Raw genomic sequence first — 16,464 nt, forward strand, 5'->3', positions numbered from 1 at the left:
CCTAATGCCCGCAAGCATAAAGGCGCTAACCTCCCCGCAGCTGGTCACATTGAGCCCCATTGTGCGCACGTTAGAGCTCAATTAGCGGCTCATAATGCCGCTCAGCTAGCAGCCTCTTGAGGTTCCTAGCGAATGATCTTAACGGATTTCAATTAATCTTGATCCTATGAATTCATCCGTTTTCCTTCGGTTTCGTCAGTTAGCGCTGGTGGTCATCCTGTTAGGAATTGCCATCATCAGCTTTGGACCGAGTGCACAACCCACCGCCCCGCAACAAGCCCTACCCGACGGCAAAGACTCCACCACGGTGGCGCAGGTTCTTGACTCCCGCCCCGGCGAAGAAACCCTGCCCGCCCTCATTCTCCTCGAATCGACTCAAGGAGCCATCGATCTCCAGGTGGTGGGCCCCTTCGCCGCCGAGCTCGGGGCCCCACCTATTCCCAATAAAGATGGCACAGCCGCATTCATCCCTGTGACCGTGCCAGCTGCTAAAGCCGAGGACAATAACGCTCGCATTAAAGACCTCCGCGCCCAAGCTCAGTCTCTCGACCCCTCCATCAAGGCCCAAGTAACCGGGCCTGCGGCAATCCGCGCAGATCTGGCTAATGTTTTCTCTGGCGCTAATTTCCTCCTTCTCGCAGTGACGGGAATTATCGTGGCCATCCTCCTCATTGTGACCTACCGCTCCCCGTGGCTGTGGCTGATTCCCCTGCTCGTGATCGGGGTGGCCGACCGTGTCGCTGCCACCGCCTATACCTGGGTCTTAAGCGCTTTAGGAATGGTGTGGAATGATTCCACTTCAGGTATCCTCTCGGTGCTGGTATTCGGCGCTGGCACCAACTATGCCCTGCTGATTATCTCGCGCTACCGCGATGAACTGACCCGCCACGAGGACCGCTTCGCCGCTATGGCCCATGCGTGGGCGCCGACGGTGAAAACTATTGCGGCGTCCGGGGCAACCGTGATTATCGGCGTGGCCTGCCTGCTTCTTTCTGCTGTTCCCACCACGCGCGGGCTCGGCTTGGCGACGGTGGTGGGGATAATCGTGGCCTTCATTTTCGCGGTATTCGCCCTTCCTGGTATCTTGCTACTTTTCGGGCGGTGGATATTCTGGCCGCGCAGCCCGGGCCTCAACGAAGACAAGCACTCCTCCCTCTGGGATCGGATCGGACAATATGTGGGGCACCAGCCGGTTAAAGTCACAGTGGTCTCGCTGATCTTTCTCTCCCTCGCAAGCCTGGGGGTAGGGGCGATAGAAACCGGCCTGGATCAGCGCAATCAGTTCGTCACAACCCCAGAATCTATTAGTGCCGCCGCAGATCTTGCTCGGGCATTCCCCGATCAAGACGCCACCCCCCTCACCGTTATCACCCAAGAGCCGCAAAAAGTCTCTGAATTACTTCAGAATCAAGGCTATGTGGTGCGCCCTGATCGCCCCGCCGAGCAGTGGAGTGTCTTCAATGTCTCAGGGGCAGATGTCAACGAGGTGCGCGAGGCAGTGCGCGAAACTGATGCACTCGTCGGTGGGGTTGATGCGCAACTCATCGACGCAGAAGAATCCGCCGCTCGCGATCGCATGATCATCTTCCCGCTCATTTTGCTGCTTATCTTCATCGTGCTTGCTGTCATGCTGCGCGCTCTTATTGCACCAGCGGTTATGACCTTCTCGGTGTTGCTCACTAATCTCGCAGCCCTTGGCATAGGCTGGTGGATCTCCACAGCCGTCTTCGGTTTTGAGAAATTTGATAGCTTGACCCCGCTCTATGCTTTTGTCTTTTTGGTGGCCTTAGGTATTGATTATTCGATCTTCCTCATTAGCCGCGCCAAAGAGGAGGCACAGATCTATGGCACTCGTATCGGGGTAATGCGCTCACTGAGTGCCACCGGTGGAGTCATTACCTCAGCTGGTATCCTACTTGCAGCCGTATTCGCCGCTCTCGGAGTACTTCCCCTGGTGGCGCTGGCACAAATTGGCGTCATCATCTTTATCGGAGTGCTGCTTGACACCCTGATTGTGCGCACCATCTTGCTGCCCGCTGTGGTGGAAATTATCGGTGAAAAATTCTGGTGGCCCACTCGGCTTAAAGAAGCTCAAAGCACTCAGTTAGACGCGTGATCCAGAAATCCCGACGGTCAGCTGAGGCTTTAAATTCCGCTACTCGGTCCATATCGGGTTCGAGTAATTCGGTACTCATATGGCCGTCGATCAGCGGGCGTTCAGCGGTGATATCAGCGACAAAAAGCCGCTGGGTTGCCAATCCAGCGGCAGCCGGGGGAACCTCGAAGCCATCGTCGTCATAAAAGACGGGCAAACCGGCGACCGCAGCGATCCCAGCATTCATGCCCACCCCGGTATCGAGGGCGCTAGCGACGGTGATATCAAGGCCGCGGGCACGGTAGAACTCTGCGATTTTTAGAACCGCGCGAGGTCCCCCCAAGGGAGCGGCCTTTACCACAGCTACATCGGCAGCCCGGGTTTCAGCCACATCGTACGGGTCCTCCACGCGCCTTATGGATTCATCGGCGGCCACTCGAACAATAAGTCCACTGCGCAGCAGCAATTCGCGCAGCTCTTTTAACTCAGCGGCACTGTGGCACGGCTGCTCCATATAGTCGAGCGGGCCCAGCCGGTGCGCTGCCTCTAGCGCCTGCGCAACGCTCCAGCCACGATTAGCATCCACTCTGATTTTGGCGTGCGGAACTAACTCACGCACCCGTTGAATGCGCTCGCAATCTTGATCCAGGCTGGTCCCCGCTTCGGCTACCTTCACCTTAATAGTGGTACAGCCCGGGAATTGGGCCAGCACCCCCTCAACCTCCGCGGCTGCAACGGCGGGGATAGTGGCATTAACAGCGATGAGTTCTCGGTTGATAGGTGGTGGTCCCTGGAAGGCCATCTCCATCCCGCAGCGCAACCACTGAACGGCTTCATGAGGTTCATACTCGATAAAGGGTGAAAATTCCCCCCAGCCCTCAGGGCCCTCGATCAGCACTGCTTCACGGTGGTTGAGACCGCGAAAAGCTACCCTCATGGGCAGGCTCACAATATGGGCGCGCTCAATGAGTTCGTCGACTGAGATATCACTGGGAGAAGATACGGTCATGCCCCTTACTATAGCGAGGCAATACTAAGGACAACATCAGTGCCGTTAAGCAGTGTCGTCAAGCAGTGTCGCTAAGCTGAGCCCCCTCGAGTCGGGCCGTGGGGAGATATAGAATCCATGATAGCTCTGAAGTACTCGGATGATCTGGGGGCAGGAGAGCCGCGAGCCCGGAGTAGTCAGGAGTAGTCACTTGTGACTACTCCCCCAAGGCCAAGTCATATCAGCTCACCCCTTGTCGGCAGTAGTGACTTATATAGTCAGCGTTGCCCTGGCACGCTCGTGCTGTCTTTCCTGCCAGCCCTGTTTCTGCTGTCTGTTATGCCCGTCCGGGTGTCGATCTCACCGGTTATATGAGGGGGTGGCGCCCTTCATAGACTTTGGATTAAGCCAGCAACTAGACTACATAGGCATTATGGAGAAAAACCCTGCACCGAGCACCAGCCAACCATTCGACCCAACCCAATGGGCTACCGTCCCAGGTTTCGAAGATTTTACTGATATCACCTATCACCGCCACACCGGCGACGGTCGCGAATACGGAATCGTCCGTATTGCCTTTAATCGCCCCGAGGTGCGCAATGCTTTCCGCCCGCATACTGTCGATGAACTGTACCAAGCTCTTGACCACGCCAGGCGCAGCCCCGATATTGGCACTATTTTGCTCACTGGAAACGGTCCCTCAACCAAGGACGGTGGATGGGCTTTCTGCTCCGGCGGGGACCAGCGTATTCGAGGGCGCTCAGGCTACCGCTATGCCTCGGGAGAAACCGCAGATACCGTCGATGAGGCGCGAACTAAGGTCGAAGGTGGCAGGCTGCATATCCTCGAAGTGCAGCGTCTTATCCGCACCATGCCCAAAGTCGTTATTGCCGTGGTGAACGGGTGGGCTGCCGGCGGTGGTCACTCCCTTCACGTAGTCTGCGATATGACCATTGCCTCACGCCAAGAGGCACGCTTTAAGCAAACCGACGCCGATGTGGGATCCTTTGATGCCGGCTACGGCTCGGCCTATTTAGCGAAAATGGTGGGGCAGAAATATGCCCGCGAAATCTTCTTCCTGGGCCGCACTTATGATGCGGAGACCATGCAGCGCATGGGGGCGGTCAATATTGTGGCCGATCACCAGGACCTAGAAAACGAGGCCATCCAGGTGGGTCGGGAAATCAATTCCAAATCGCCGACGGCGCAAAGGATGTTGAAATTTGCCTTCAACCTCACTGACGACGGACTCATGGGGCAGCAAGTTTTTGCCGGTGAAGCAACCCGCCTGGCCTATATGACCGATGAAGCAGTAGAAGGTAAGGAATCTTTTCTAGAAAAGCGCGACCCCGATTGGTCCTCCTTCCCCTACTATTACTAGATCGCGAATCCCTATGTCTCGTTCTCGCTTGCGCGCCATAACAGTTGATCCAGCTGATCCGCTGCCTTTGATGAGCTCCTTAGAAGAGGCGCTCAGCGGCCAAATGAGCATTCTTCCTTGTGGCCCTGACTTAAGCCAGAACGAGATTTTGCGTGGGCACTGTAGAGTGGGCGCACCCATTGACCCCGAAGTCGCCGTGGTGGTGGCTACCTCAGGGTCCACGGGAACCCCGAAGGGGGCGGAACTTACGCCCGCAAACCTCATCTCTTCCGCCGATGCCACCCATCAATACCTTGGTGGGGAGGGAGCGTGGTTGCTGGCCATGCCCGCACACCATATCGCCGGGTTGCAGGTCTTGGTGCGCAGCATTGTCTCCGGATATGAACCCGAGTTTCTTGATCTCAGCCACGGCTTTTCCATCCAGGAATTTGCCCTAAAGGCCGAGCGCTTGGCGCACTTCCCGGGTCGCATTTATACCGCGCTCACCCCCATGCAGTTGCTCAAAGCCATGGATACCCTCGCCGGTATTGAGGCCTTAAGGCTTTTTCATGCCGTCTTAGTCGGCGGAGCTCCTCTGAGGCGCTCTGATTACGAGGCTGCAGGCCGTCTCGGGATCACCGTGGTACGCACCTACGGATCCTCGGAAACCTCAGGCGGCTGCGTCTACGATGGGCGCCCACTACCTGGGGTCACTATTCAACTACGCGGCGAGCGCATTGCTATCTCCGGGCCGATGGTTGCGCGTGGTTATCGAAATATGAGCGATTCTCCGGCCTTTTTTTCACCCGGCTCGTTCCTCACCTCTGATACCGGTTTTATTGACAATGGCCTATTAACGGTCACCGGCAGGATCGATACCATTATCGATTCCGGGGGGTTAAAAATTCACCCCGAGGTCATCGAGCAGGTGATCGCGAATATCGAGGGTGTCAGTGCCGTGTGCGTCGTAGGGATACCAGATCGACGCCTCGGCGAAGCCATTGTGGCAGCCTATACAGGTACTGCCTCACCAGCGACCATTATTGAGGCCTTCGATGAGATGCCGCGCTGGCAGTTGCCGAAACAGATCACGCGGGTAGAGTCCCTACCACTGAAGGGCCCCGGTAAGATCGATCGCCTTATGGTACGCGAGAAATTTATGCATGATCTGGGCTAACGGGTTTGAATTTCGGTGCGGGCGCGGGCAACAATAGAGTCTATGTCCTCTCCTACATTGCAGCAGTGGTTCCGCGGCGCCCGCCCCAATACCTGGGCTAATGCTTTCGCCCCCGTCATTGCCGGGTCTACCGCCGCGGCAATGGCAGGCAGTTTTAATCTCGGGCGTGCTCTCTTGGCCGTCATCGTAAGCTGGGCTCTCATTGTCGGAGTGAACTACGCCAATGATTATTCTGATGGCATTAAGGGCACCGATGATCAACGTAGCGGCCCTATGCGGCTGGTTGGAAGCGCACTCGCTAGTCCCCACCTAGTTAAGCGGGCTGCTTTTATAGCTTTCGGTATTGCCGGGATCGCCGGTATCACCCTATCGCTATTAAGCGCGTGGTGGCTCATCCTTATTGGGGTGATCTGTATTCTAGCGGCGTGGTTTTATACCGGCGGTACTCACCCCTATGGATATCGTGGTTTAGGCGAAGTAGCTGTCTTTATCTTCTTCGGCCTGGTGGCCGTTTTGGGCACCGAATTCACCCAATCTGGTCGCATCACCATAGTGGGAATTATTCTTGCGGTCAGCATCGGGGCAATGTCTGCGAGCGTCAATCTGATCAATAACCTTCGCGATATCCCCTCTGATAGGTTAACCGGAAAGATCACCCTTGCAGTGCGTTTAGGAGATAGTCGCACCCGGGTTCTCTATTATATTCTCGCCAGCACTCCGGTCATCGGGGCTTTGCTCTTATCCTTTATTGAACCGTGGGCACTTGTGAGTGTGGGCATCGTTCCACTTCTATGGACAGCGAGCGCGCCGGTGCGCGCACACGCCATGGGCAAAGATCTCATCCCTGTTCTTGCCGGCACGGGCAAAGCGATGATCCTCTTTAGCTTCTTGACGGCGCTCGGACTTATCCTCCCGCAGTGTAGTAGTTAGCGCGCTTAGCGGGAGGCGAGTTCGTCCTGGACCCACTTTTTATAGGCTTTGCGTTGATAGTGCCACTGGGCGACCGCGGTCGTGGCCTTCACCCGCAGCCCTTTGAAGACAAAAACACTCAACGGCATAGCGATCAACAAGGCCAGCATGGCGGAGATAAAAATGGGCACTAGGGCCCCGATCATGGTGGCAATGATTTGAATGAGTGCCGTAAGCAGAATAAAAAGCGCAAGCCTAGCGAGGCCGTATAAGAGGAGGTTTTTCACCGCGGACCGGCGGATCGCTGCATCTGGTTGCTGTGACATATCTTCTAAGACTACCGTATGCCCTCCTCGGGTGATAAAGCAGGTAAAATACAGGCAGACCGTGATTATTCCCCAGATCAACGAGGTGAGTTTTTCTAACCGTGGGCCGCTTTATTCTCTTCTTACTCTTAATCCTGGCTATTTATATTGTGTGGCGGGCCTTCGGCCCCAGCTCATGGCAGCGCACCGTATCAACGGCAAATCCACCGCGAGAAATTAAAGGCCCCGACGACGATGAGGCTTTTCTGTGGGAATTAGAAAAGAAACGCTTTAAGCAGCGCCGCGCCGAGGAATTAGCGGCTCAAGAAGAGGCTGAACGCATCAAAAGAGCGAAGCAGCGGCGGATGGACGGCGACAATCCCGAAGATATATAAAAGCTTTTCTTAACTTAGGCTACCCTTTATAATTGGAGGTATGTCTCGCCCTGAATCTGCGCGCCGCGCGCCGTTGCGTATACCCAACGCTGAGCTCACGCACAGCACCGCCGAGATATTTAAGGTATTAAGCGACCCCACCCGGCTTAAAATCTTGCTCATAGTTGCCAGCAATGCGGGCCAAGAAATATGTGCCCATCACCTCACGGGAGTTTTAGGGGTCTCCGCCCCCACGATCACCCACCATATGAAAAAGCTGATGGCGGCGTCTTTGGTGACGCGCACGAAAAAAGGAAAGTGGGCATATTATGAGCTCGCCCATAACGCCCACTCCGCCAGGCTCATGCCCTTTATCGGCGATTATTTCTAATTGATTCCGGCATAAGAATGCAGCCCGGATACCACTAGGTTGATAAAGAATAGATTGAAAATCATGGTGGCTAGCGCCAGAATATTAATCCACGCCGCCTTGGTATCTCGCCAGCCGGCTGTAGCCCGCGCGTGGAGATACGCTGCATAGAGGATCCAGGTGATAAAAGCGACCGTCTCCTTAGGGTCCCAGCCCCAGAACCGTCCCCAGCTGGCCTCGGCCCAGATGGCTCCTAAAATGATTCCCAAACCAAAAAAGGGAACGGTAATAATAGCCGTGCGGTAGGCTACGGCATCAAGGACTCGTGCCGTTGGTAGTGGCCGGGCTATGGCGCCCAGGAAACCGTGCTCCTGGCCCTTGGGTTGCGCCATCCGGAGCAAATAGAGCACCGACACCACACCGGAGAGCATACCGATAGACCCGCCAATAGAGATGGTACCCACGTGGATGGGCCGCCAGTAGGATTGCAGGATCGGAACCACAGGAGCGGTATCAGCATAGAGCTTGGAACTGGCCAATAGGAGCAGCGCCACCACAGGAGTAATAATCCACGGCCATAGGGCCCGCATCTCTTTTTTGCGCAGGAAAATCGCCGCAATGATCATGGTAAACAGCGTGATCTCGGTGATATATTCGTACAGATTTCCAAAAGGGAATCGGCCCGCGGATATCCCGCGCAAAATCACCGAGGTGGCATGGATAATAATGCCCAGCCATACAACCGCTTGGGTCATACCAGAGAAGGTATCGGCGGAGTTTTTGCTTCGCACCGCTACTGTTTTCGCCTCCCGCTGGGAATCGACAACGGTTTGCGCCTTCATATAGTAAATAACTGACAGCACGAGAGCGAGAATATAGATGCCCACCGCACTAAAAAAGGCGGAATCTGAAAAAGATGCGAGCGTGTAATTAATATTCATCCCGCTTACCTCGTTTCTTGGTCCTTAAACTTGCTGCAACTATAGCCGCCAGCCTACCCAAAGATAAAGCCTAGCTGTCCTCATCCTCCGGCTCAGCGAGCCCAAGAATGCGACGATGAATCCGATAATATTCCTCACCCCACCCGGCGCGATCAGTGCGCGCCAACCCGGCTGTCTCGATGAGGACCGTGCCGTTATCTTGAGGATGCACGCGCACCCAGATGCGGCGGCGCTTGATGGTCACCGATCCAACCAGGGCCGAAAGGAATATTAGGGTGAAAAGGAGAACCCAGATCTGGGTGGGATCGTAGGCTATTTGATAATTGGCAAATTCCTCCGCACCCTCAAAGCGAATGATGGTGCCATCATCGAGGGTAATGTCTTCCCCTTGGGCGAGGTTGACGCGCTCAATTTTTTGTAACTGCCCTGAGCTCATCAAGGTGGGGTCGATGGCGAAGATACTTTGCGATTGTCCGGAATCGAGCCCGTTATCGCCGCGGTAGATATCGATAGCCACCGCCGGATCGCGCATTTCTGGGAAACGGGAGGCCAAGATATCGTTATTCTCCCCGCTCCACGCCGCGGTGGGTGCGAAGAGCCCTTGAATGGTCAGCTGATTCTGCCGGCGGGAAAAGAGATCGTCATACATTCCTACCGGTGGGTCGAAGCGCATCACGCCGGAGGAGAGGAAGAAAGTGGGGTCGTCGGGCCTAAACTGCACGGTTTGGGTGCGTTCTTCTCCATTTGGCCATATCACCTTTATGGTGGGGGCATAGCCATGGCCTTGGAGGTAAATGCGGTCGCCGGCGATTCTTAAGGGGTGATTGACCTCGAGGGTGGTCGATGCCCACGTGGATTCATCGCGGAAAATATCATCACCGATGGCATAGGAAAGATCAGAGCGGAAATTTTCGGCCTGGCCATTGGGTAGATAATCGGCCACGAAATTATGGGCTGTGAAACAAAAGGGGTGAAGCCCAGTACCATCGAAAAGCGGTCCGGCGCGAAAGGAGTCGAAGTTGGCGGTGGCAGTATTACAGAACTGGGAATTGATACCTGGTTTATCGGTGGCGATGATAATAACTTGCCCTTCGTAGTACACCATGCGGCCAATGGCCATGGCGACGAGCATACCCACAAGAGCGATATGGAAGATGAGGTTGAAGAATTCCCGGATATATCCTTTTTCAGCCGCGATACTGCGAATATGGGCGCGATCGTCGGCGGGTGAATACTCAGCAATATTCCAGCCCTTAAGTGCCGCACGTGCCGTTGAGAGGGCTTGAGCTTCTGTTCCTATAAAAACTCCCTGCCCATGCAGAGGTAGCCGGTGCAGATTTTTCGGCGCCCTCGTTGGTGGGGTGCGCATGGCCTGGTAGTGATCAATACTGCGCGGGATGATACAGCCGATCAGGGAAATGGTGAGCAGGACGGCTATGGCTTTAAACCAGGTGGAGGAAAAGACGTCAAATAGTTGTAGGCGGTCATAAATCTCAGCAATGCGTCCGTGCTCGATGAGGTACTCGTCAACATTGGCGGCATTGAGCGAGCGCTGGGGCAAAAGGGCGCCGGGGATGGCGGCGATGGCGAGGAGGCATAATAATGCGAGTGCTGTGCGCATGCTTGTCAGCCACTGCCACGCTTTTTTCACCATGACAACCCTTTCTTATTCATTCTCCGGCTCTCTATAGTAGCAGCGCGTAATTGGAGCTCAGCACTTGGATATAGCTAATGAAAACGGACCAAAATCCACTCAGAAGCGCCAGCCCCGTAAGAATAAGGGCTATACCGCCCAGTCGGTGGATGATCACAGCGTGGCGGCTTAAGAAATCGAGGCCCGCCATGGCGCGTACCGAGCCGAGTGCCACAATGAGAAAAGGAATACCTAGCCCTAAGCAGTACGCGATAATGAGGATTACTCCCCGTAAGGCTGTCACCCCTTCGGTGCCAGCCGCGATGGAGATAATGGCCGCGAGACTTGGGCCTAAGCAGGGTGTCCAGCCGAGTGCAAATACTGCCCCGAGGATTGGGGCGCCGATAATGCTAGACCAGTGCCCAGCTGAGAGACTGCGCGTTGTTTGCAGGAATGGTATCTTGCCGAGGAAAACTAGCCCCATGACTATGGTGATAAGCCCGCCGATCCTGCTTAACCACTGATTATTTAAAGCCAAGACTCCAATGAGACCGAAGACGCTGGCAGTAGCTAGAACGAAAATAATCGTGAAACCTGCAATGAACAAAATCGCCGCGAAGGCGATTGTCATCCGCGAGCCTTTGGTTATAACGGCGCGCCCGTGGGCGTCGAAAGTGATATCGCCGCCGACAAGCGCTGCCAGATAGCTGATATACCCTGGTACCAGGGGCAAGACGCAGGGGCTTAAAAAGGAGACAAGTCCCGCTATCATTGCGGCGATGAGACCTGCGATTAAAGGACCTGAGCTAATTGTTGTGGCGAAAGATTCCCCGATGCCTTGGGAGAGAATATTGAGCTGCATTATTCTGATTCCAGGGGCGCAATGGCCTCCATTAATTCTTTTTCGGTGATGGCACGCAAGAATACAACGGCAGGTCGGTGCTGCTTATCAAGGATAATGGTGGTGGGTACCACCGAGGCGGGAATCCCGCCTAATAAGCCCGCCGTTTTAAAGGGTGGATCAAAGATGCTCGGATAGCTAAGGCCATTATCGAGCATAAAATCCTTAGCCAACTGCTTATTATCGCGGATATTGATGCCGAGCACCGTACCCCCCTCTTTAGTGAGGTATTCGTGCACCGTTTGAAGATCGTCGACTTCAGTACGGCAGGGCCCACACCACTGGCCCCAAGCATTGATAACGACGATGTGGCCAGCATAATCTGAAAGCCTTATCTCCGTGTCATCGATGACTGATGGCCCAGTGATATCTGCTATCTGTGCGCGCTCAGATTCAGGATAGGTGATGGTTTTTTGCCCACCGGGTGAGTGGAATTGGAAGGTTCCGCCCACCGCTACGGCGTCTTTTCCAGCAAGGCTATCATCGGCGCAGGCACCAAGCAGCAGCGCTAGTACCCCACCAAGAGCTACCAGTGCGAAAGGATCATGCCTTGTTCTAGATCTCATACGCGGGTTCCGAATAGCGATAGTCGATAAGGACGTCATCACTAAAGACGAGAGAAGTGACGCTCGCAAGATTACAGCGACGCAGTGCAGGGTTGTGCCACAGAGGTTGCTGATTCACGTGGCGCTGCACGCACACAATGGGCAATTGGTGGCTCACTAATACCGCCTCATGACCATGGGCCTGTTCCCGAGCGGAGGTAACGGCCGCCATCATGCGCTCGGCAATCTCATGATAAGGCTCACCCCAACTGGGCTGAAGCGGATTAGTCATTAAAGGCCAATAGCGAGGGTGCAGCAGATCCGAGCGCCAGCTTTTTACTCGCAGACCTTCGAATTGGTTACCGGCTTCTAAAAGGCGCTCATCGATACCCACCTCAACCCCGCTGATGGCGGAAATTGGGGCGGCTGTTTCCTGGGCGCGCTCTAGTGGAGAGGAAAGAATCAGTGAAATATCGTGGCCGGACAACGAGTGTGCCGTCGCGTGAGCCATCGACTCCCCCCGAGCTGAGAGGTGATAATCCGGCAGCCGCCCATAGAGGATTCGCTCCGGATTGAATACTTCCCCATGACGCACGAGGTGCACGATGGTTGTTGTCATAGCTTATGGCCCTTTCTCGTTAATACACTGCAGGCTATGAATTTACCTTATCCGCCGCTGCTGCCGCCTGAGCTGCTGGGATCAGTGCCTTCTCGATGCGCTCAAAATCATCTGCGCTGAGAGCTGCAGAGCAGAACCACGTTTCGAAGACACTCGGTGGCGCATAAACGCCATGTTCTAAAAGAGCGTGGAAGAAAGGAGCGAAACGGAAGGTTTCGGCGGCTTTCATATCTGCGAAATTGTGGCCCTCACCACGAGCAAATCGAACGCTTAGCATGGTAGCGGCACGCTGGATGTGGTGCTCAACTCCGGCCCGATCAAGCGCCTGGGAAATGAGAGAATGCAGCAGATCAGCGTGCTTGGTTACCTTCTCATAGACTGCTGGGGTGGCGAGCTCGAGTGACTTCTTGCCCGCCGCCATTGCGACCGGATTACCCGAGAGTGTGCCCGCTTGGTAGACGGGTCCAACGGGTGCTAGGTGCTGCATAATATCGGCGCGTCCACCGAAAGCTGCAGCGGGCAGGCCCCCTGAGATGACCTTGCCGAAGGTGGTGAGATCGCCCGCTACATGGTCAACCCCGTACCAGCCGGAATAAGAGGTGCGGAAACCAGTCATAACTTCGTCGATAATCAGCACAGCCCCAAATTCATGGCAGAGATCTTTGAGCTGTTGATTGAAATTATTCTGTGGCGCCACCGCCCCCATATTGCCAGCGGCCGCCTCGGTGATCACGCAGGCGATTTGGTGCGGGTGTTCTTCGAAGGCAGTGCGCACTGCCGCGATATCGTTATAGGGGACGACGATAGTATCTTTAGCGCTCGCACCAGTCACCCCTGGTGAATCGGGCAGAGAAAGCGTAGCCACTCCAGAACCGGCGGCGGCTAGCAGTGAGTCCACGTGTCCGTGATAGCAGCCGTCGAATTTGATGACTTTTTCCGCACCCGTGAAGCCGCGCGCTAGGCGTACAGCAGACATGGTGGCTTCGGTGCCGGAGTTGACCATGCGTACTTCTTCAACGCTGGTTCGTTGAATGATCATCTCTGCAAGTTCTACCTCGGCCTCTGTGGGTGCACCGAAGGATAGGCCCTTGGCCATGGCGGTGCTGACAGCGTCGAGGATCTCGGGGTGGGCATTGCCCATGAGCATGGGCCCCCAGGAGTTAACAAGGTCAACGTATTCGTTACCGTCCACATCTACAAGGGTGGAACCATAGGCGCGTTCAATGAAGCGGGTTTGACCTCCCACTGAGCCGAAGGCTCTGACTGGGGAATTAACTCCGCCGGGGATGAGTTTTTCGGCGCGACTCATGAGTTCAGCTGAGCGGGTAGTTTTCTGGGTCATCGTGTTTTCTTTCTGTTTCAAGCTTTTTAGGCCAGTGTAAGCCAGTATCAGCGATTCAATACCAGTTTCAGGCTAGTTTAAGACTCAGCGAGAGCGGGGTTGGGTTCAGCGTTGCCACAGATGGTGTGCGCCACGCCGCGCGCATGAGCAATAACCGCCGGCACCCCCACACCCTGAGCCCACGCACCGGTTGCATAAAGACCCGGGTAGTGCGCCAAGCCCTCAGTGATCGCAGCGACGGTCTCTAGATGCCCCGGCCCGTACACAGGCAAACCTCCGAACCAGCGTTGTACAAAGATTTCGTCGAGCCCTGCCGCAATGCCATCAAAGCCGGTGATTTTCTTGAGATCCGCAAGAGCGTGGTCAACAAGGACACCCTCATCTGCCCGGCAAATCTCATCATCCTTGTAGCGCCCGAAAGAGGCTCGCACTAGAGCGCCTCCGCGGCTACCTAGGTGAGGCCACTTCTTGGAACTGAAAGTGAAGGCTTTGGCTTTAATATCTACTTCATCGGTTGCCACCAGAATCCCGGAATTATCCGGGAGACCCCGATCGCTGGCGAATTTCATCCCGACGACCACCGAGGAAGCCAAGGGGATTGTACTGAAGTGGGGGCTGATATCGGGGGCAATTGTTTTTAATAATAAGGATGTGGTTGGTGCTGGGGTGGCCACCACGACGGCGTCATAATAGCCCTCGCCACCTCCTCGCAGTGCATATCCCTGTGCGGAATCGGTGATGCCGGAGATAAAGGCATCAACGTAGATACGTGCCTGTGACGCCTCTGCAAGCGTTTCGTAGACTTGCGCATAGCCACCTTTAAAGGTCGCGAATACATGGGGGCGGTATCCGCGTTCGTGGTTATTGCGGTTATTGCGCTGGCGTTGGGACAAGATCTTTTCAATGGCCGCCTTGAGACTGATTTTTTCTCCGGCCAACGCCATTTCATCGAAGGTGCGCGCCAACTGCGGCAACGTGGCTCTAATACCAAGATCTTCTGAGCGGGCCGAGTAAACCCCTCCTTGTAAAGCAGATACCAAGCGAGAATTCACGAGTTCGCCGTAGCGCTGACTGATCAGATCTCCGAGTGAAATATCAGGTCCATCCACTTCCCACTCGATCCCGGGCCCCTGGTCCTCTGCATCGATGCGGGCCGCTGTTTCCGCATCGATAAGGTCTTTAATGGAGGTACTCGCAGCTGGAATACCCATGATCGTATCGTCGACCATATCGTGTAGCTGGCCCGCGGCGTAAAACGAAGAGGGAAGCCCGGAGGGATAGACCAAGGAGTCCGCGAGACCGAGTTGCTTGAAGAAGTCCGTAGCGTCCGCGCGGAAATTCAGATAGGCTTCCGCACCCATATCTGTCGGTCCGGAGTGGAAGGGAACCGTATAGAGTTTGCCGCCTATGCGATCCGAGGCCTCGAAGATGTCAACCTCGGTGTCGGGGGCTTCTTGATGTATCTGCCACGCCGTTGTTAATCCAGCCAGTCCTGCTCCGATAATAGCGACACGCACGATATATTCAAGCCTTTCTCTTAGCGTATAGAACCACCACTGTGCTGCCGTCGATCACGTGGGGCTGAAGTATTTCTACGAGCGCCTCTCTTTGACGGCTCGAGGGTTTTTATATGGAACTACCTTGTTTTTCTTGTTTTCCGAAATCACTCTGCGAGCCTTGGGATCAAGGGTGGACTCGCGAATTCTTATAAGTATCTGGCATCCTTGTAATTTGGCCCCATTCTACCTATGAGTGCTCACTGTGGGTGTGCACCTTGAGCGGTACGGTATCCGTGTACCGCATGCACGTGAATATTAGGCATGGGCGTGGATGATATCGACCGCGCGACTGAGCGCTTCTGGTGGGGTATCTGGGAGCACCCCGTGGCCGAGATTGAAGATATGGCCGGTTGCATGACCAGCGGCAATAGCGTGATCTGCTAGGGCAATGATATGCTCGATCTCGGCCTCCACCGCTGTATCGCCGGCGAATAGGAGCGCCGGATCAAGGTTGCCTTGTAGCACCTTTGGGGTGCACATTCTCCGGGCGGCTTGATCGAGCGGTACCCGCCAATCAACTCCCACCACTTCGCTCCCCGCTTCACTCATGGCGCCAAGGATTTCTCCTGTGCCTACGCCAAAATGGATACGCGGTATGCCGGCGTCAGCGATATGCTCGAAAACTTCACGGGAGTAGGGAAGAACAAATTCGCGGTAATCCCGCTCGTTGAGGAAACCGGCCCAGGAATCGAACAGCTGCACCGCATCGACGCCTGCTGCTATTTGGGTATCGAGAAAAGCATTGATGGTGGGCACCAGACGCCGCATAAGTGCATGCCACATATCCGGCTGGTGATGCATCATGGACTTCGTCTTCTCGTGATTACGTGAAGGACCGCCCTCGATAAGATAGCTCGCGAGGGTAAAAGGTGCACCCGAAAAACCAATGAGGGCTTGAGTATGATCGAGCTCGTTGAGGATGATACCAATCCCCTCAGTGAGTTCCGGCACGGAGCCCTCGAGGATAGGAAGCGCCGCTATATCATCAGCACTACGGATCGCTTGATCCATGACGGGCCCTCTACCTGGCACAATTTCCACGCCGACTCCCGCCGCCCTTAAGGGAACCACAATATCGGAGAAGAGAATAGCAGCGTCTACCCCGTGACGGCGTACTGGCTGCATGGTGATTTCAGCGAGCATACTGGGGTTAAAGCAGGAGTCCAACATCGTAGTATTCTCCCGCAGTTTCCGATACTCAGGAAGTGAGCGCCCCGCCTGCCGCATAAACCAGACGGGGCGGTGCGATGGCTTCAGGCCACGAGCAGCCTGCATAAAGGGAGCACTGTCTATATTGCGTCGGCGAGGGGAGATCATATACGAAAGTATGACACAGCCGACAATCC

Annotated in this window: 16 protein-coding genes; 6 read left to right on the forward strand and 10 right to left on the reverse strand. The window is 55.2% G+C overall.

Going from position 1 to position 16,464, the window contains the following annotated elements; translation table 11 throughout:
• Nucleotides 1–166 precede the first annotated feature (166 nt).
• Nucleotides 167–2,116, forward strand: coding sequence for an MMPL family transporter (locus NXT01_RS03715; protein WP_259077545.1), 1,950 nt, complete (start codon nt 167–169; stop codon nt 2,114–2,116).
• On the opposite strand, the gene NXT01_RS03720 is transcribed toward NXT01_RS03715, so the two are convergent.
• The gene (locus NXT01_RS03720; RefSeq protein WP_259077546.1) at nt 2,082–3,104 is read right to left on the reverse strand and encodes an o-succinylbenzoate synthase; all 1,023 of its coding nucleotides are present in this window, start codon (nt 3,102–3,104) and stop codon (nt 2,082–2,084) included. The genes NXT01_RS03715 and NXT01_RS03720 overlap by 35 nt on opposite strands.
• A 412-nt stretch (nt 3,105–3,516) precedes the next feature.
• On the opposite strand from NXT01_RS03720, the gene NXT01_RS03725 reads away from it, so the two are divergent.
• From NXT01_RS03725 to NXT01_RS03735, 3 genes are read left to right on the forward strand one after another with little or no spacing between them, the layout of a single operon-like run.
• Entirely contained in the window at nt 3,517–4,464 is a 948-nt protein-coding gene (locus NXT01_RS03725; protein WP_259077548.1) for a 1,4-dihydroxy-2-naphthoyl-CoA synthase, read from the forward strand.
• Between the two features lie 13 nt (nt 4,465–4,477).
• Nucleotides 4,478–5,620 carry an o-succinylbenzoate--CoA ligase gene (gene menE / locus NXT01_RS03730; protein WP_259077549.1) on the forward strand — a complete coding sequence of 381 codons (1,143 nt, stop codon included), beginning with the start codon at nt 4,478–4,480 and terminating at the stop codon, nt 5,618–5,620.
• Nucleotides 5,621–5,662: 42 nt separating this feature from the next.
• Nucleotides 5,663–6,550 (forward strand): 1,4-dihydroxy-2-naphthoate polyprenyltransferase, encoded by an 888-nt coding sequence (locus NXT01_RS03735; RefSeq protein ID WP_259077555.1) that lies wholly within the window; start codon nt 5,663–5,665, stop codon nt 6,548–6,550.
• A gap of 5 nt (nt 6,551–6,555) precedes the next feature.
• On the opposite strand, the gene NXT01_RS03740 is transcribed toward NXT01_RS03735, so the two are convergent.
• Nucleotides 6,556–6,855, reverse strand: a complete 300-nt coding sequence (locus NXT01_RS03740; protein ID WP_259077557.1) for a DUF4229 domain-containing protein — start codon at nt 6,853–6,855, stop codon at nt 6,556–6,558.
• Between the two features lie 101 nt (nt 6,856–6,956).
• On the opposite strand from NXT01_RS03740, the gene NXT01_RS03745 reads away from it, so the two are divergent.
• Both NXT01_RS03745 and NXT01_RS03750 read left to right on the forward strand, forming a co-directional pair.
• Nucleotides 6,957–7,229 carry a hypothetical protein gene (locus NXT01_RS03745; protein ID WP_259077560.1) on the forward strand — a complete coding sequence of 91 codons (273 nt, stop codon included), beginning with the start codon at nt 6,957–6,959 and terminating at the stop codon, nt 7,227–7,229.
• 40 nt (nt 7,230–7,269) lie between these two features.
• On the forward strand, nt 7,270–7,599 hold the full coding sequence (locus tag NXT01_RS03750; RefSeq protein ID WP_259077565.1) for a metalloregulator ArsR/SmtB family transcription factor: 330 nt from the start codon (nt 7,270–7,272) through the stop codon (nt 7,597–7,599).
• Here the strand turns inward: NXT01_RS03750 and ccsB are convergent.
• The 8 genes from ccsB to hemE all read right to left on the reverse strand — a co-directional run bounded on the left by ccsB (nt 7,596) and on the right by hemE (nt 16,435).
• The gene (ccsB, locus tag NXT01_RS03755; protein WP_259077568.1) at nt 7,596–8,519 is read right to left on the reverse strand and encodes a c-type cytochrome biogenesis protein CcsB; all 924 of its coding nucleotides are present in this window, start codon (nt 8,517–8,519) and stop codon (nt 7,596–7,598) included. The genes NXT01_RS03750 and ccsB overlap by 4 nt on opposite strands.
• A gap of 70 nt (nt 8,520–8,589) precedes the next feature.
• A complete protein-coding gene (locus tag NXT01_RS03760; RefSeq protein WP_259077571.1) occupies nt 8,590–10,173 on the reverse strand; it encodes a cytochrome c biogenesis protein ResB in 1,584 nt (527 codons plus the stop codon).
• A gap of 31 nt (nt 10,174–10,204) precedes the next feature.
• Complete coding sequence (locus tag NXT01_RS03765; RefSeq protein ID WP_259077573.1) at nt 10,205–11,014, reverse strand: cytochrome c biogenesis CcdA family protein; 810 nt, start codon at nt 11,012–11,014, stop codon at nt 10,205–10,207.
• On the reverse strand, nt 11,014–11,619 hold the full coding sequence (locus tag NXT01_RS03770; RefSeq protein WP_259077575.1) for a TlpA disulfide reductase family protein: 606 nt from the start codon (nt 11,617–11,619) through the stop codon (nt 11,014–11,016). The genes NXT01_RS03765 and NXT01_RS03770 overlap by 1 nt, the downstream gene beginning before the upstream one ends.
• Entirely contained in the window at nt 11,609–12,217 is a 609-nt protein-coding gene (locus tag NXT01_RS03775) for a histidine phosphatase family protein (RefSeq protein WP_259077576.1), read from the reverse strand. Before NXT01_RS03775 ends, NXT01_RS03770 begins: the two co-directional genes overlap by 11 nt.
• 34 nt (nt 12,218–12,251) lie before the next feature.
• Nucleotides 12,252–13,559, reverse strand: coding sequence for a glutamate-1-semialdehyde 2,1-aminomutase (hemL, locus tag NXT01_RS03780; protein WP_259077577.1), 1,308 nt, complete (start codon nt 13,557–13,559; stop codon nt 12,252–12,254).
• A gap of 77 nt (nt 13,560–13,636) precedes the next feature.
• Nucleotides 13,637–15,076 carry a protoporphyrinogen oxidase gene (locus NXT01_RS03785; RefSeq protein WP_259077578.1) on the reverse strand — a complete coding sequence of 480 codons (1,440 nt, stop codon included), beginning with the start codon at nt 15,074–15,076 and terminating at the stop codon, nt 13,637–13,639.
• A gap of 297 nt (nt 15,077–15,373) precedes the next feature.
• Nucleotides 15,374–16,435 (reverse strand): uroporphyrinogen decarboxylase, encoded by a 1,062-nt coding sequence (hemE, locus tag NXT01_RS03790; protein WP_259077579.1) that lies wholly within the window; start codon nt 16,433–16,435, stop codon nt 15,374–15,376.
• Between the last annotated feature and the right edge of the window lie 29 nt (nt 16,436–16,464).

Source organism: Corynebacterium sp. ES2775-CONJ (assembly GCF_024814515.1).
Taxonomy (GTDB): Bacteria; Actinomycetota; Actinomycetes; order Mycobacteriales; family Mycobacteriaceae; genus Corynebacterium.

Excerpts from the sequence above, each read along its gene's own strand:
- NXT01_RS03770 (WP_259077575.1), bottom strand. The coding sequence starts at position 11,619 with ATGAGATCTAGAACAAGGCATGATCCTTTCGCACTGGTAGCTCTTGGT.
- NXT01_RS03765 (WP_259077573.1), bottom strand. The coding sequence starts at position 11,014 with ATGCAGCTCAATATTCTCTCCCAAGGCATCGGGGAATCTTTCGCCACA.
- ccsB (WP_259077568.1), bottom strand. The coding sequence starts at position 8,519 with ATGAATATTAATTACACGCTCGCATCTTTTTCAGATTCCGCCTTTTTT.
- NXT01_RS03750 (WP_259077565.1), top strand. The coding sequence starts at position 7,270 with ATGTCTCGCCCTGAATCTGCGCGCCGCGCGCCGTTGCGTATACCCAAC.
- hemL (WP_259077577.1), bottom strand. The coding sequence starts at position 13,559 with ATGACCCAGAAAACTACCCGCTCAGCTGAACTCATGAGTCGCGCCGAA.
- menE (WP_259077549.1), top strand. The coding sequence starts at position 4,478 with ATGTCTCGTTCTCGCTTGCGCGCCATAACAGTTGATCCAGCTGATCCG.
- NXT01_RS03720 (WP_259077546.1), bottom strand. The coding sequence starts at position 3,104 with ATGACCGTATCTTCTCCCAGTGATATCTCAGTCGACGAACTCATTGAG.
- NXT01_RS03760 (WP_259077571.1), bottom strand. The coding sequence starts at position 10,173 with ATGGTGAAAAAAGCGTGGCAGTGGCTGACAAGCATGCGCACAGCACTC.
- hemE (WP_259077579.1), bottom strand. The coding sequence starts at position 16,435 with ATGATCTCCCCTCGCCGACGCAATATAGACAGTGCTCCCTTTATGCAG.
- NXT01_RS03715 (WP_259077545.1), top strand. The coding sequence starts at position 167 with ATGAATTCATCCGTTTTCCTTCGGTTTCGTCAGTTAGCGCTGGTGGTC.
- NXT01_RS03725 (WP_259077548.1), top strand. The coding sequence starts at position 3,517 with ATGGAGAAAAACCCTGCACCGAGCACCAGCCAACCATTCGACCCAACC.
- NXT01_RS03735 (WP_259077555.1), top strand. The coding sequence starts at position 5,663 with ATGTCCTCTCCTACATTGCAGCAGTGGTTCCGCGGCGCCCGCCCCAAT.
- NXT01_RS03740 (WP_259077557.1), bottom strand. The coding sequence starts at position 6,855 with ATGTCACAGCAACCAGATGCAGCGATCCGCCGGTCCGCGGTGAAAAAC.
- NXT01_RS03775 (WP_259077576.1), bottom strand. The coding sequence starts at position 12,217 with ATGACAACAACCATCGTGCACCTCGTGCGTCATGGGGAAGTATTCAAT.